At 63.9% G+C, this 15,026-nt stretch carries 11 protein-coding genes; 4 read left to right on the top strand and 7 right to left on the bottom strand.

Features of this window, described 5'->3' with window-relative positions; translation table 11 throughout:
* Positions 1 to 7 precede the first annotated feature (7 nt).
* Both IVB29_RS35825 and IVB29_RS35820 read right to left on the bottom strand, forming a co-directional pair.
* Positions 8 to 1,417 (bottom strand): efflux RND transporter periplasmic adaptor subunit, encoded by a 1,410-nt coding sequence (locus IVB29_RS35825; RefSeq protein ID WP_247508129.1) that lies wholly within the window; start codon positions 1,415 to 1,417, stop codon positions 8 to 10.
* Positions 1,407 to 2,858: an efflux transporter outer membrane subunit gene (locus IVB29_RS35820; protein ID WP_247508154.1), complete on the bottom strand. Its 1,452-nt coding sequence runs from the start codon at positions 2,856 to 2,858 to the stop codon at positions 1,407 to 1,409. The genes IVB29_RS35825 and IVB29_RS35820 overlap by 11 nt, the downstream gene beginning before the upstream one ends.
* 662 nt (positions 2,859 to 3,520) lie before the next feature.
* On the opposite strand from IVB29_RS35820, the gene IVB29_RS35815 reads away from it, so the two are divergent.
* Entirely contained in the window at positions 3,521 to 4,555 is a 1,035-nt protein-coding gene (locus IVB29_RS35815; protein WP_247508128.1) for a cysteine synthase A, read from the top strand.
* 19 nt (positions 4,556 to 4,574) lie between these two features.
* Here IVB29_RS35815 and IVB29_RS35810 read toward each other — a convergent pair whose 3' ends face one another.
* From IVB29_RS35810 to IVB29_RS35790, 5 genes are all read right to left on the bottom strand, one after another.
* Positions 4,575 to 5,003 (bottom strand): hypothetical protein, encoded by a 429-nt coding sequence (locus IVB29_RS35810; protein ID WP_247508127.1) that lies wholly within the window; start codon positions 5,001 to 5,003, stop codon positions 4,575 to 4,577.
* A 223-nt stretch (positions 5,004 to 5,226) separates the two neighbouring features.
* A complete protein-coding gene (locus IVB29_RS35805) occupies positions 5,227 to 5,964 on the bottom strand; it encodes an amino acid ABC transporter ATP-binding protein (RefSeq protein WP_247508126.1) in 738 nt (245 codons plus the stop codon).
* Between the two features lie 11 nt (positions 5,965 to 5,975).
* Entirely contained in the window at positions 5,976 to 7,496 is a 1,521-nt protein-coding gene (locus IVB29_RS35800) for an amino acid ABC transporter permease (protein WP_247508125.1), read from the bottom strand.
* Positions 7,493 to 8,698, bottom strand: a complete 1,206-nt coding sequence (locus IVB29_RS35795; protein ID WP_247508124.1) for an ABC transporter permease subunit — start codon at positions 8,696 to 8,698, stop codon at positions 7,493 to 7,495. Before IVB29_RS35795 ends, IVB29_RS35800 begins: the two co-directional genes overlap by 4 nt.
* 26 nt (positions 8,699 to 8,724) lie before the next feature.
* Positions 8,725 to 9,741 (bottom strand): amino acid ABC transporter substrate-binding protein, encoded by a 1,017-nt coding sequence (locus IVB29_RS35790; protein WP_247508123.1) that lies wholly within the window; start codon positions 9,739 to 9,741, stop codon positions 8,725 to 8,727.
* A 391-nt stretch (positions 9,742 to 10,132) separates the two neighbouring features.
* Here IVB29_RS35790 and metC point away from each other — a divergent pair, with 391 nt between their 5' ends.
* The 3 genes from metC to IVB29_RS35775 all read left to right on the top strand — a co-directional run bounded on the left by metC (position 10,133) and on the right by IVB29_RS35775 (position 15,020).
* The gene (gene metC, locus IVB29_RS35785) at positions 10,133 to 11,323 is read left to right on the top strand and encodes a cystathionine beta-lyase (protein ID WP_247508122.1); all 1,191 of its coding nucleotides are present in this window, start codon (positions 10,133 to 10,135) and stop codon (positions 11,321 to 11,323) included.
* A gap of 117 nt (positions 11,324 to 11,440) precedes the next feature.
* Positions 11,441 to 13,216 carry an adenylate/guanylate cyclase domain-containing protein gene (locus IVB29_RS35780; RefSeq protein ID WP_247508121.1) on the top strand — a complete coding sequence of 592 codons (1,776 nt, stop codon included), beginning with the start codon at positions 11,441 to 11,443 and terminating at the stop codon, positions 13,214 to 13,216.
* Between the two features lie 112 nt (positions 13,217 to 13,328).
* The gene (locus IVB29_RS35775; RefSeq protein ID WP_247508120.1) at positions 13,329 to 15,020 is read left to right on the top strand and encodes a Na/Pi cotransporter family protein; all 1,692 of its coding nucleotides are present in this window, start codon (positions 13,329 to 13,331) and stop codon (positions 15,018 to 15,020) included.
* The last annotated feature ends 6 nt before the right edge of the window (positions 15,021 to 15,026 follow it).

Here is a 15,026-nt window from a genome sequence, read left to right as displayed (position 1 = left end):
GTCGGGATCATGGCTGCTTGGCTCCACTTCCCGATACCCCAGGATTGGATACAGGACCTGGTGCGGGCCCGGTCTGTCCCTTCTGGTCGCCTTCGCTGCTGCTCCGCTTGGGACGCAGCTCGCCTTCCTTTTGGCCTTCCTTCTGGCCTTCTTTGGCCTGACCGTCCTTCTTCTGGCCATCAGGGGCGCGCGAGCGCTTGCGCGGCGCCAGATCGGCCGACGGCGTCTGGTCGTCGCGGCCGATGACCACCTTGGAGCCGTCGGACAGATTGGCAAAGCCCGTCGTGACGACCTTGTCGTTTGCCGACAGGCCGCTCGCGATGACGGCGTCATGCTCGTTCTGCTGGGTCACCGTGACAGGCTTGGCCGCAACGACATTATCCTCGCCGATGACATAGCTGAAGGTGCCGATCGGGCCGCGCTGCACGGCCGATGTCGGCACCACCAGCGCCTGCATCAAGGTTTCGACCTTGAGTCGGACATTGACGAACTGGCCCGGCCAGAGCTGGTAGTTGGCATTGGGGAATTCGGCCTTGAGCTTGAGCGTGCCGGTGGTCTGATCGACCTGGTTGTCGATGCCGGTCAGCTTGCCGGTGTCGATCACGGTGACGCCGTCATTGCCGAACACGTCGACCGCGAGCGTGCCCTTCGACGCCGCCGCGTTGACGCGCATGATCTGCTGCTGCGGCAGACTGAACCAAACTGCGATCGGCTGCAATTGCGTAATCACCACGAGGCCCGTGGTGTCGGAGGCATGGATGATGTTGCCCTGGTCGACCTGGCGCAGGCCCGCACGGCCCGACAGCGGCGCCACGATCTTGGTGTAGCTCAGGGTCGCCCCCGCATTGTCGATCGAGGCCTGGTCGGCTTTGACCAGCGCCTCGGTCTGCGCGACCAGCGCACGCTGGGTGTCGGCCTGCTGCTTGGAGCCGGCATTGGAAGCGGCGAGCTGCTCGTAGCGCGTGAGATCGATGCGCTGGTTGGCGAGCTGGGCCTGATCCTGCGCTTTCTTGGCGACCGCCTGATCATAGGTCGCCTGATAGAGCGCGGGATCGATCTCGCCGAGCACATCGCCCTTTTTGACGTCCTGGCCTTCGGTGAAGTTGACGGCGATCAGCTTGCCGTCGACCTGCGAGCGCACAGTCACGGTGTTGAGGGCGCGGATGGCGCCGACGCCGTCGAGATAGACCGGCACGTCCTGGATGCGCGGGGTCGCCGCCAGCACCGGCACCGGCAGATCGGGCCGCTGGTTGCGGCCGTTCGCCTGCTGCGGCTGCTGATGCCAGACGGTCCAGCCGTAATAGCCGAGCCCGCCGAGGATCGCGAGCGTGATCAGGGTCATGACGAAGCCGCGGCCGCGCGACCGCTTCGCCGTGCCCTCCTTCGCGCCTTGCTTGTTATCCGGCTTAAAGAGCATTGACCGGTTTCTCCATTCGCGGCTCCCAGCCGCCGCCGAGCGCCTGATACAGGCTGACGATGGCGAGAAGCCGTGCGAGTTGCGCCTGCGACAGCGCGTCCTCCGCCGTAAACAGGGTCAGCTGGGTGTTGAGCACGGTCACGATGTCGGCGGTGCCGGCCCGCAATTGCTGCTCGGAAAGGTCGAACGCGCGCCGCGAGGCGTTGAGCACATCGCGCTGCAATTGCAGCTTGATCGTGGTCTGCTTGATCGAGAACAGCGCGTTGTCGACGTCGGTGAAGGCCTGGACGATGGTCTTGCGGTAGGTCTGGAGCAACTCGTCCTGACGCGCCTTGGCGTATTCGAAATTGCCGAGGATCTTGCCGCCGTCGAAGATCGGCTGGGTCGCGCTGCCGACCAGCTGGAAGAACGCCGCATGCGGCTGGAACAGCGACACCAGCGCCGAGCTCTGATAGCCGCCATTGCCGGTCAGCTGGATGGTTGGAAAGAACTGGGCGCGGGCATTTCCGATGTTGGCGGTCGCCGATGCCAGCTGCGCCTCCTGCCGGCGGATGTCCGGCCGCTGCGTCAACAGCTCCGACGGCATGCCGGGCGTGACGCGCGGGATCGCAACGTTGTTCAGAGAGCCGCCGCCGATGCGCACGCTTTCCGGCGGCCGTGACACCAGCACGGCGAGTGCGTTTCTGTTCTGGTCGAGCGTCTGGCGCAGCGGCGGCACCAGGGCCTTCTGGTTTGCCAGCACGCTCTCCTGCTGGGCGACGTCGAGATCGGTGCCGGTGCCGGCCTTGCGGCGCTCCCGGACCGCATCGAGAATGCGCTGCGCGCTGGCGATGTTGCGCTGTGAGGTCCGGATGCGATCCTGCGAGGCCAGCACCTGGAAATAGGCGTTGGCGACGCTCGCCAGCGTCGTCAGCGCGACGGTGTCGCGATCGAACCGGTTGGCCTTCGCGGTTTCTTCCGCCGTCTGCAGCGCATCGCGGTTCTGGCCCCAGAAGTCGAGCTGGTAGCTGGCACTGAGCGAAGCCTGGTAATTGACGACCTCACGTCCGCCATTGGTGAGCCCCGAGGCTGACGAGCCTGATGTGCGCGAATAGGTCTCCTGCCCGGTGCCGGACAGGCTTGGCAGCAGCGCCGCGCCGGCCTGCCGCGCCTGGGCGTCGGCCTCGACGATGCGCGAGACCGCGGCTGCGATGTCGAGGTTGACGGTCTGCGCCTCCTCCATCAGCTGCGTCAGCTCGGTGGAGCGGAAGCCGCGCCACCAATCCAGTGATGGCGGCGTATCGCCCTTCCCGGCATATTTGTAACCCGTGGGAACATCGAGCGCGGGATCCGGAAGATCCTGCGTCAGCACGCACGCGCCTGAACTGGCGGCCAGACACAGCACCGCAACCCAGCGCGCCGCACGACGCGTCCGGGACGAAAGACCAAGAGATCGCCGCATGGCGACCACCGGACCATCCTGTCTCACATCCACCCCCTGCCGGGCAGATCAAGCCGCCGCCGCGCGAACGGATTAACCGATTCGCGGCGGAACAGTCGGCGGGCTTTGGGCAACTCGTTCACAGGTGATGCTTTCTGCGGAACCTGACACCCATACTAGCCGGGCGCGGAACTGCGGGACAGTCCCGCAGGTGCGAAGCACACAGCCTGGAGCACCGGCGTTCGAGGCGCGAAAATGCAAGATATGCCTCTCTCGCAGCGACTTTTCCCATCGTCGAAACATCCGGAAACGAGCGCAAACTTACCAAGATTTCATGTGATATTGGCGCCACACACGGATGGGCGCCATTTGATACGGCTGTATCGGTCTCACAGCGAGCCATGCCATTCTCAAGAGGCTGCCTCGCGCGCCCCTGCGATCGGCATCGAACGCTGCCTGGGAAGACCATAATCTTCCACGCTCCGGTCATGGCAGGGCATATCATTCCAGTGATTTCGAGCGCCGCGGCGGAGCATCCCGCGCTGATCCTTCCATGCGGAATATGGTTGCTCCGCCGGCCGCTTGCCCCACTTTCGCCGCAGCGCAAAAGCCTTCCCCTTTAGCCTGCCAAGCACTAGGTTCTGGCCAACCAGATCAACCCCTTGCCAGTGAATTCCCCTGACATGACCATTCGAAACGACGTTGTCGAAGCCATCGGCAACACCCCGCTGATCAAGCTCAAGCGCGCCTCGGAATTGACCGGCTGCACCATCCTAGGCAAGGCGGAGTTCATGAATCCCGGCCAGTCGGTGAAGGACCGCGCCGGCAAATGGATGATTTTGGAGGCCGAGAAGCGCGGCGAGCTCAAGCCGGGCGGCCTCGTGGTGGAAGCAACCGCCGGCAACACCGGTATTGGGCTCGCGGTCGTCGCCAGCGCGCGCGGCTACCGCACGCTGATCGTGATCCCCGAGACGCAGAGCCAGGAAAAGAAGGATTTTCTGAAGCTGTGCGGCGCCGAGCTCCTGGAATCGCCGGCACTGCCCTATTCCAATCCGAACAATTACCAGCATGTTGGCCGCAGGCTCGCCGACGAGCTGCGCAAAACCGAGCCCAACGGCGTGCTGTTCGCCGACCAGTGGAATAACCTCGACAATGCCAAGGCGCATTACGAGTCCACCGGACCGGAGATCTGGGAGCAGACCGGCGGCAAGATCGACGGCTTCATCTGCTCGGTCGGCAGTGGCGGTACGCTCGCCGGCGTCAGCCGCTATCTCAAGGAGAAGAACAAGAACATTCGCATCGCCTGCGCCGATCCGCCGGGGTTTGCCATGTACGAATTGTTCAAGCACGGCGACCCCAAGAGCACGCCGGGCAACTCCATTACCGAGGGAATCGGGCTCGGCCGCGTCACGCCGATCATCGAGACCGCGAAGGTCGATGACGCCTTCCTGGTCCCTGACGAGGAATCGGTTTCGGTGATCTACGACCTGCTCCAGCACGAGGGCCTGTGCCTCGGCGGCTCGACCGGCGTCAATATCGCCGGCGCGATCCGCCTCGCAAAGCAGCTCGGGCCCGGCAAGACCATCGTCACCGTGCTCTGCGATTCCGGCAGCCGCTATCAGTCAAAGCTGTTCAACGCGGACTTCATGCGCGCCAAGAACCTGCCCGTGCCGGAATGGCTGGAGAAGCGCAGCAACATCAAGCTGCCGTTCGTCTAGGCCGGACTGGTCGCGGCCGCTAAGTGTAGCGGTCGCGGCCCGGCCAGAACAACAGCGCCAGCGTCAGCACGAGATTGGCGATGCCGCCAACGATCGTGCCGGTGTGCTCCTGGCCGATCGCATACGCCGGAAACTTCATCGCGACGACGTAATCGACGAACATCAGCGCGATCCAGGCCGGGACCACGCAGACCGGATCCCATCCGATATCCCGGAAGCGCATCGAGTACAGCGTGACGGTCGCAAGCGCGAAGAACACCATCGCTGCGATTATCCCTGAGCTCTTCAAGATATCGTCGGGGCGAATATTGGCCAGCGTGACGCTGCGCAGCACGGACATCGCGATCGCGACGCAGATCGCGGTCATCACGACCGCGAGCACGAGCGTGGCGAGGAAGAACTGCAAGCGTCCCAGGCGGGAATTCAGGCCGAATACGAGGTCGAGCACAGGCGTCCCCTCTTTTGACGCCATAGGCGCAGAAAGAGATTTCGGACGCGTGAAGCGGCGGAGGTGCAGCCTTGGATATGGTTGAGGAGAGATTACGAACCGTAGCTCAAATTGACGGTGCAGTAGGGTGGGCAAAGCGAAGCGTGCCCACGATCTCTGTCTAGACAAAAGATGGTGGGCACGGCGCAAGGGCGCCTTTGCCCACCCTACGAGATCTACGAAATCAGCGCAGGATCTGGCTCAAGAACAGTTTCGTCCGCGCGTGTTGGGGCGCGGCAAAGAATTCGTTCGGCGTGTTGGCCTCGATGATCTGGCCGGCGTCCATGAACACGACGCGGTTGGCGACCTCGCGGGCAAAGCCCATCTCGTGGGTCACGACCAGCATGGTCATGCCCTCCTCTGCGAGGTCGACCATGGTGTCGAGCACCTCCTTGACCATTTCGGGATCGAGCGCCGAGGTCGGCTCGTCGAACAGCATCACCTTCGGGTTCATGGTCAGCGCACGGGCGATGGCGACGCGCTGCTGCTGGCCGCCGGACATCTGGCCGGGAAACTTGTTGGCTTGGTGCGGGATCTTGACCCGCTCCAGGAATTTCATGGCGGCGGCCTCCGCGTCCCTTTTGGGAATGTTGCGCACCCAGATCGGCGCCAGCGTGCAATTGTCGAGCACCGTCAGATGCGGGAACAGATTGAAACTCTGGAACACCATGCCGACTTCGCGGCGCACCGCGTCGATATGCTTGAGGTTCGGCCCGAGCTCGATGCCGTCGACGACGATCTCGCCCTCCTGGAATTCCTCCAGCGCATTGATGCAGCGGATCAGCGTCGACTTGCCCGAGCCGGAGGGGCCGCAGATCACGATGCGCTCGCCCTTGTGGACATCGAGGTCGATGTCGCGCAGCACATGAAACTCGCCGTACCATTTGTTGAGGCCGGAAATCTTGACGATGGGGTCGGTCATGGTGAGCTCGATCAGTTGCGGCGGTGAGCGTTGAGGCGGTTCTCGACGAACAGCGAATAGCGCGACATTCCAAAGCAGAACAGGAAGTAGATGATCCCGACGAAGGCAAAGCCGGTGAACAACGTCGACGGCGCCGACCACTTCGGATCCGCGAACGAGGCTCGCAGCGAGCCCAGCAAATCGAACAGCGCCACGATCGAAACCAGCGACGTATCCTTGAACAGCGAGATGAAGCTGTTGACGAGGTTCGGGATCACGTGGCGCAGCGCCTGCGGCAGCACGATCAGAGACGTCGTCTTCCACCAGGACAGCCCAAGCGCCGCCGAAGCCTCGCTCTGTCCGCGAGGGATCGCAGCAAGCCCGCCGCGGACGTTCTCGGCCTGATAGGCGCCGGTGAACAGCGCGATTCCGATCAGCGCGCGGACGAGACCGTCGACCGTGAAATTGCCCGGCAGGAACAAAGGCAGCATGTAGGTGGCGAAAAACAGCACGGTGATCAGCGGCACGCCGCGCCAGAACTCGATGAAGGTGATCGAGAAGATCCGGATCAGGGGAATGGTGGACCTGCGACCGAGTGCGAGAGCAATGCCGATCGGCAACGAAGTGACGATGCCGGCGACGGAGACGACCAGCGTCACCAGAAGCCCGCCCCAGAGTCTCGTCTGCACGACGGGCAGGCCGCCGTGATCGAGGCCCATCAGCTTGATCACGATGGCGATGGCGACGAAAGTCACGATGCTCGACGCCAAAGGGCGCCATCCCGTGCGCACGCCGCCGCTGACGATAAAGGCAATCAGGGACACGACGACGGTCGTGATGGCGAAGTCGGTCCAGATCGACTGGCCGGTGCCCTCGAGCTGGTCGCGCAGCCAGGTCAGCGGAAAGATCAGCCAGTAAATCGCCGTGCCGACGAGCACGATGAGGTTGCCGAGAACCCACAGCAGCGGTGCGATAGCCGATGTCTTGCTCAGGCTGAGCAGGACCTGCCCGGCGCCAATGATGCTGTCGTCGAACAATTGCAGCAGGCCGGCGGTCCAGCTCAGGCCAAAGCCGGTGATGCCGCCGCCAAGCAGCAGGAAAAACGCAACCACGGGAAAGGCGAAGAAGAACAAGCTGGCGTTGAGGCCCTTCGCCGGCAGACGCGGAATGAGCATGGGCACCAACAGGACCGCCGCGAGGAGGAACGTGAGATCAACCCGCCAGCGCTCGGCCTCGGGATAGAAGCCGTAGATGAGCTGCGGCAGCTTGGCCTGGATGAAGGGCCAGCAGGCACCGACCGCAAATCCGGTGTTCTCGGTCAGGCACGCCGTTCGGTCCGTGCCGGTCCAGACCGCGTCGACGAACAGGAATCTGACGGAGGGAACGATGGTGAACCAGAGCAACAGAGCGCTGACGATGGTAATCAGGATGTTAGTCGGCGAGTTGAGCAGGCGCGTGCGCACCAAGCCGACGAAGCCCGTCGTCTTCACCGGCGCAGGACGCTCGGCGAGCAGGTCCTGACGGACATAGCCGGACGAGGTGATATCGCTCATGCGCCCAGGCTCCGGCTGACGCGCCACCCGTAGGCGCTCATGATAGCGCTGGTGAGAAGCGAGATCAGAAGATAGATGCCCATCGTCATGGCAATGATCTCGATTGCCTGCCCGGTCTGGCTCAGCGACGTGCCGGCCCATACCGACACGAGGTCAGGATAGCCGATCGCGACCGCGAGCGAAGAGTTCTTGGTGAGATTGAGATATTGGTTGGTCAGCGGCGGCACGATGACGCGCATCGCCTGCGGCACGACGATCAGGCGCAGCGTGCTGCCGCGGCTGAGGCCCAGCGAGGCCCCCGCCTCCATCTGTCCCTTGTGCACCGACAGGATGCCGGCGCGCACGATCTCGGCGATGAAGGCCGCGGTATAGGTCGAGAGCGCCAGCGTCAGCGCCACGAACTCCGGGATGATCCGCGAGCCGCCGGCGAAATTGAATCCCTTGAGCTGCGGCAGCTCGAAGGTGAAGGGCACTCCTGATACCAGCGTCGTGACGAGCGGAAGGACGAACAGCAGCCCCAGCACATAAGGCCAGATCCGGATCACCTGCCCCCGCTGAAACAGCGCGCGCCGCGCATGGAAGCGCAAGGCCAGCGAGGCCACGATGCCGAATGCCAGCACCGCCAGGAACGCCTCGAAGCCGCTCTCGCCGATCGGGCGGGGAATGACGAGGCCGCGGTTGCTGACGAACGCGATGCCGAACAGCGAAATGCTCTGCCGCGGATTGGGCAAGGCCGCGAGCACCGCTAGGTACCAGAACAGGATCTGGAACAGCAGCGGCAAATTGCGGATGAGCTCGACATAGATTTCGCCGACGCGCGACAGCAGCCAGTTCGGCGACAGCCGGCACAGCGCGACGATGAAGCCGATCACGGTGGCAAACACGACGCCCACCACCGAGACCACGAGCGTGTTCAGAAGCCCGACCACGAACACGCGCAAAAACGTGTCCGAGCCGGTGTAGGAGATCAGGGTCTGGTTGACGTCGAAGCCTGCATTGTTCCGCAGGAATCCGAAACCGCCGGCAATGTGCTGGTTCTCGAGGTTGGCGCGAGCGTTGGAGACGATCTCATAGCCGATCCACCCCAGGATCGCCGCGAAGACAAACTGGACGGCGATGCCGTTCCAGCCTGTCTTGCCGCCCAGAACACGCCTGATCTTCAGCGCGATCTGGGCCGGCGGTTTTCGAGCCTCGGTGCTCATTGCCGCGAGCCGCTAACCGGGCGCGATCAGCGGATCGGCGGCGCGTACTGGAGACCGCCCTTGTTCCAGAGATTGTTGAGACCACGGGCGATACCGAGCGGCGAGCCCGCGCCGACATTGCGATCAAACACCTCGCCGTAATTGCCGGTCGCCTTCACGATCCGCACCACCCAATCCTTGGTGAGGCCGAGCTGTTCGCCGAAATTGCCGTCGGAGCCGAGCACGCGCTTCAGCTCCGGATTTTCCATCTTGGCCTTCTCGTCGACGTTCTTGGAGGTGATGCCGAGCTCTTCGGTGGTGACGAGTGCGAACAGCGTCCATTTCACGATGTCGAACCACTGGTCATCGCCATGGCGCACCATTGGGCCGAGCGGCTCCTTCGAGATGATTTCGGGAAGCACCATGTGATCGCCGGGATTGGCAAGCTTGAGGCGGTTGGCGTACAGACCCGACTGATCGGTGGTGAAGACGTCGCAGCGACCGGCTTCATAGGCCTTGACCGTTTCGTCATTGGTGCCGAACGCGATCACCTCGTACTTCATGTTGTTGGCCTTGAAGTAGTCGGCGAGATTCTGCTCGGTGGTGGTGCCGGTCTGCACGCAGACCGAGGCGCTGTTGAGCTCGAGCGCCGAGTTCACCTTGAGCGACTTCTTCACCATGAAGCCCTGCCCGTCGTAATAGGTCACGCCGGTGAAGTTGGCGCCGAGCGAGGTGTCGCGCGAGATGGTCCAGGTGGTGTTGCGCGAGAGCACGTCGATCTCGCCGGATTGCAGCGCCGTGAAGCGGTCCTTGGCCGAGGTCGGCACGTACTTGACCTTGGTCGGGTCGTTGAAGATGGCGGCTGCGATGGCGCGGCAGACGTCGACGTCGAGGCCGGTCCAGTTGCCCTTGTCGTCGGGCGAGGAGAAGCCCGGCAGGCCCTGGCTGACGCCGCAGGACAGCGTGCCCCGGTCCTTGATGGTCTTGAGCGTTTGCGCGTCGGCGGCTTGGGCAGTCAGGCCGGCGGCGAGAGCAAGGGTGAGAGCCAGGGTTACGCGTTTCATGGGCTGAAGGCCTTTCAAAGTCGTCTCAAGGTCAGGAATGTTGTCTCAGGATCGTCTCTGCCAAGGCAAATCCTACTGGGGCTGCCTTGCAAGAGTCATGCTGGAAACCTTGCCGAACACTCGCCGATTTCGGGAGGCCATACCTTAATCCCCGCCGCAGGCGCCCGCCATGATGGCCGTGGCGCAAGGTCCGGTCAGACGATGGATCGAAGGTCGCGGCAGGCCCCTCAACATGCGGCGACTGATAGCACCTGCGCATCACAGAACGACTGGCGAGCCGGGTCAAGGGGTTGACGGGACTCTTCTGTGTTCTGTTATTAACGTCAGCGGCCTCCGGCCCGCCCGTCAAGCGCCAGGCGCCGAGCGGAAACGCGGTTTTGAAAGCAGACGCATGGATTCCTCGCACCTCTCCCCGCAGCAGGCCGAGACCCGGCTGGTCACCTCCGGCCGCGACACCAAGGCGCAGAAGGGGTTCGTCAATCCGCCGGTGTTCCACGGCTCGACCGTGCTCTATCCGACCGCCGAGGACCTCCATGCCCATCGCGGCGAGTTCACCTATGGCCGCCACGGCACCCCGACGACCAGGGCGTTCCAGGACACGCTGATGGCGCTCGAGGGCCCGCAATGCGCCGGCGTCGGCATCGTGCCGTCGGGGCTCTCTGCGATCTCCACCACCCTGCTCTCGGTGCTGAAGACCGGCGACCATATCCTGGTCTGCGACAACGTCTATCGGCCCTCGCGCAATTTCTGCAACGGCATGCTCGCCCGCCTTGGCATCGAGACCACCTATTTCGATCCGATGATCGGCGCCGGGATCGACAAGCTGTTCAAGCCCAACACCCGCGCGGTGCTGGTGGAGGCGCCGGGCTCGCAATCCTTCGAGATGCCTGACATTCGCGCCATCGCCGAGGTCGCGCATGCGCGCGATGCGCTCGTCATCGACGACAACACCTGGGCGACGCCACTCTATCACCGTTCGCTCGAACAGGGCGTCGACATCAGCATGCAGGCCGCCACCAAATATATCGGCGGCCATTCCGACATCATGTTCGGCACCATCTCGGCCAACGCCAAGGCCTGGCCGCAGATCGTGGAGGGCATACGCCTGCTCGGCGTCTGCGCCGGTCCCGACGATGTCTTCCTGGCGCTGCGCGGCCTGCGCACGCTCTCGGTGCGCCTCGCGCAGCATCATCGCTCCGGCCTCGACATGGCGCGCTGGCTCGCTGCCAGACCCGAGGTCGCGCGCGTGCTGCATCCCGGACTCGAGACCGATCCAGGTCATGCGATCTGGAAGCGCGACTTCACTGGCGCCTCGGGTCTCTTCAGCATTGTCTTGAAGCCGGCGCCGCAGACGGCGGTCGACACCATGCTCAACACGCTCAAACTGTTCGGCATGGGCTTTTCCTGGGGCGGCTTCGAGAGCCTTGCGATTCCCTTCGACTGTGACGGCTACCGGACCGCGACCAGATGGGCGCCGGGCGGCCCGACGCTGCGACTTCACATCGGGCTCGAAAGCGTCGACGATCTCAAGGCCGATCTCGATTGCGGTTTCGCTGCCCTGAAGGCGGCATCGAGTTCCTGACCCGGATCCGTCTGCAACCATCCGGCTGCTATCGACGGCCCGCCGGGCTTGACGTATAAGCTAGTGGCCATTGCGTCTTGCCCGTACGGATTGTCGACTGACGATGGATTTGAAAGCATGACCGCCCGGGTCGACCGTCGTCTGGCAGCCATCCTAGCGGCCGACGTCGCTGGCTACAGCCGGTTGATGGGCGAGGACGAGGAAGGCACGCTCGCACGGCTGAAGAGCTGCCGTCAGGTGCTGGTCGATCCCAAGATTGCCGAACATCGCGGACGGATCGTGAAGACGACCGGAGATGGCATGCTGGTGGAATTCGGCAGCGCGGTCGATGCCGTCCGTTGCGCGGTCGAAATCCAGCGGGCCATGGCCAACGGCCTCGTCGACATGCCTGCCGAAAAGCACATCCAGTTCCGGATTGGCATTCACGTCGGCGACATCATCATCGACAGCGACGATATCTTCGGCGACGGCGTCAACATCGCGGCGCGCCTGGAGGGGATTGCCGAGCCCGGCGGCATTTGCATCTCGGACGATGCCTATCGCCAGATCAGGGGCAAGACCGAAATCGCCTATGACGACATGGGGCAGCAGTCGCTGAAGAACATCTCCGAGCCGATGCGGGCGTGGCGAGCGCGCCCGGCAGCGGGAGCTACGTCCGCGACGAGGCCGCCCGATCGACCGGCCGCACTGGTGCTGCCCGAGAAACCCTCGATTGCAGTCCTGCCCTTCACCAACATGAGCGGCGATCCGGAGCAGGAATATTTCGCGGACGGCGTGGTCGAAGACATCATCACGGCCCTGTCGCGCATGACATGGCTGTTCGTTATCGCGCGCAATTCGAGCTTCACCTACAAGGGCAAGGCGGTCGACATCAAGCAGGTCGGGCGCGAGCTCGGCGTCCGCTACGTGCTGGAAGGCAGCGTGCGCAAAGCCGGCAACAAGGTGCGCATTACCGGACAGCTAATCGACGCCTCGAACGGCGCGCATTTGTGGGCAGACCGGTTCGACGGCGCGCTTGAAGACGTGTTCGAGCTTCAGGACGAGGTGACGACCAGCGTGATCGGCGCGATCGCTCCGAAGCTCGAGCAGGCCGAGATCGAGCGCGCCAAGCACAAGCCGACCGACAAGCTCGCAGCCTATGACTATTACCTGCATGGCATGGCAAACATCTATCAGGGGACGAAAGACGCCAACGTCGAAGCTCTCCAGAACTTCCAGCGTGCCACGGAAATCGATCCCAACTTCGCGACCGCCCATGGCATGAGCGCGTATTGCTATGTGTGGCGCAAGGCGAATGGCTGGGTCGCTGATACCAGACAGGAAGTTGCCGCCGCGGAAGTCGCAGCACGAAAGGCCGCCAGGCTCGGTCTCGACGACGCAATCGCGCTCGCCCAGGCGGGCTTCGCCCTGGCATTCGTCGCCGCCAACCTCGACGATGGCGCCGCGCTCATCGATCGGGCCCTGAACCTCAACCCCAATCTCGCGGCGGCCTGGCGTTTCAGCGGGTACGTCCGGGCGTTTCTCGGCGACCCCGACCTTGCTATCGAGCATCTCCAGCGCGCGATACGACTGAGCCCGCTCGATCCCCTGATCTTCATCGTCCAGAACGGAGTCGTGCTGGCCCACTTCTTTGCCGGGCGTTACGAAGAGGCGCTGGACTGGGCTCAGCGCGCGCTTCGGCAGAACCCGAACTACGCCGCAGCGCTGATCATGGCGGCAGTCAGCGGCGCACTAGCCGGACGCAACGAGGACCGGGACAAAGCCGTCGCCCGGCTGCGCGAGCTCGACCCGCAGGTTCGGATCGCCAATTTCGCAAACGTATGGCCTTTGCGACGCGCCGGGGACCTTGCCGCCTTCGAAGAAGGCCTGCGTCTGACGGGTCTGCCTTCATAACCGGCAAGCATGCCTCCGGCACGGGCACGCGGAAACTTCTTCCGAATAAAGGGATTGATCCCCAGTCGTTTGGCGTTAGCCTCACCGATCGACTCTCATCCGGACACGGAGCATGGGAACGTTGGTACTGCTTGATCTGATGGGCGGCGTGGCGCTGCTGCTGTGGGGCCTCCATATGGTCCAGAGCGGCATCCTGCGCGCCTTTGGCCCCGACCTGCGTCGCCTGCTCGGCAAAGCACTCGGCAACCGCATCAACGCGTTCACCGCCGGCCTCGGTCTCACCGCGGTGCTCCAGAGCAGCACCGCGACCGCACTGATCACCAGCTCGTTCGCGGCTGAAGGACTCGTCAGCCTCACCGCTGCGCTCGCCATCATGCTGGGAGCCAACGTCGGCACCACGCTGATCGTGCAGGCGCTGTCATTCAACATCGCAGCTGTCGCCCCCGTGCTGTTCGTGCTCGGGCTCGTTGCCTTCCGCTCCGGCCCACGCTCGCGCATCAAGGACATCGGCCGTATTTCGATCGGTCTCGGCTTGATGCTGCTGTCGCTGCACATCCTGCTCGACACGCTGGCGCCGGCCGAGAACGCGCCGGGCGTCCGCATCATGATGTCGGCGATCACGGGCGATCCCGTGCTCTGCATCGTCATTGCCGCGCTGGTCACCTGGGCGGTGCATTCAAGCGTCGCCAGCGTGCTGCTGATCATGTCGCTGGCCTATTCGCAATTCATCACGCCTGACGCCGCGCTGGCGCTGGTGCTCGGGGCCAATCTCGGCAGCGCCATCAACCCTGTGTTTGAAGGCGCAAAACGCGACGACCCCGCGACCTATCGCCTGCCGGTCGGCAATCTCGTCAACCGCGTGATCGGAATCGCGCTGGTGCTGCCGTTCCTGAGCGTGATCGCCGAGCATATGCACGCCTGGCAGCCGGACCTCGCAAAGATGACGGCCGCCTTCCACATCGCCTTCAATCTCGGCACGGCCGTGATCTTCATCGGCCTGCTCGACACCATGTCGCGCCTGTTGACACGCCTCTTGCCTGATCGCGTGCAGGAGACCGACCCGGCCCGGCCGCGCTATCTCGACGAGACCGCGCTGGAGACGCCGTCACTGGCGCTCGCCGACGCCGCGCGCGAGACGCTGCGCATGGGCGACTTCGTCGAGTCCATGCTACGCAAGGTGATGACCGCGATGATGACGGGCGACCGCGCGCTGGTCGACCAGGTCACCAAGACGGACAACGCCGTCGACGGCCTCGACGAAGCCATCAAGCTCTATCTGACAAAACTGACGCGGGGCAGCCTCGACGAGAGCGAGGGCCGGCGCGCCATGGAGATCATCTCCTTCGCCATCAACCTCGAGCATATCGGCGACATCATCGACAAGAATTTGAGCGAGCTTGCGACCAAGAAGATCAAGCGGCGCCTCCAGTTCTCGCCCGCGGGTGCCGAGGAGCTCGCCGCCTTCCACAAGCGCACGATGGAATCGCTGCGGATCGCCTTCGGCGTGTTCATGTCGGGTGATGCCAACGAGGCCCGCAAGCTGCTGGTGGAAAAGACCGCGCTGAAGAACACCGAGCTTGCCGCCGTCGAGCGCCATCTCGACCGCCTGCGCGAGGGCCGCCCCGAGACCATCGAGACCACATCGCTGCATCTCGACGTGCTGCGCGATCTGCGCCGGATCCACTCGCATATCTGCTCGGTCGCCTATCCCGTGCTGGATGCCGCCGGCGAGCCCTATCGCAGGAACGAGGCGGAGACGGCCGCCCTGCCCGCCTCAGGCGCTGCGTCTGCGCTGCCGCGCTGATCCGAA

This window comes from Bradyrhizobium sp. 1, from assembly GCF_023073315.1.
Classification (GTDB): domain Bacteria; phylum Pseudomonadota; class Alphaproteobacteria; order Rhizobiales; family Xanthobacteraceae; genus Bradyrhizobium.
This window is presented reverse-complemented; position numbering and strand designations above follow the sequence as displayed.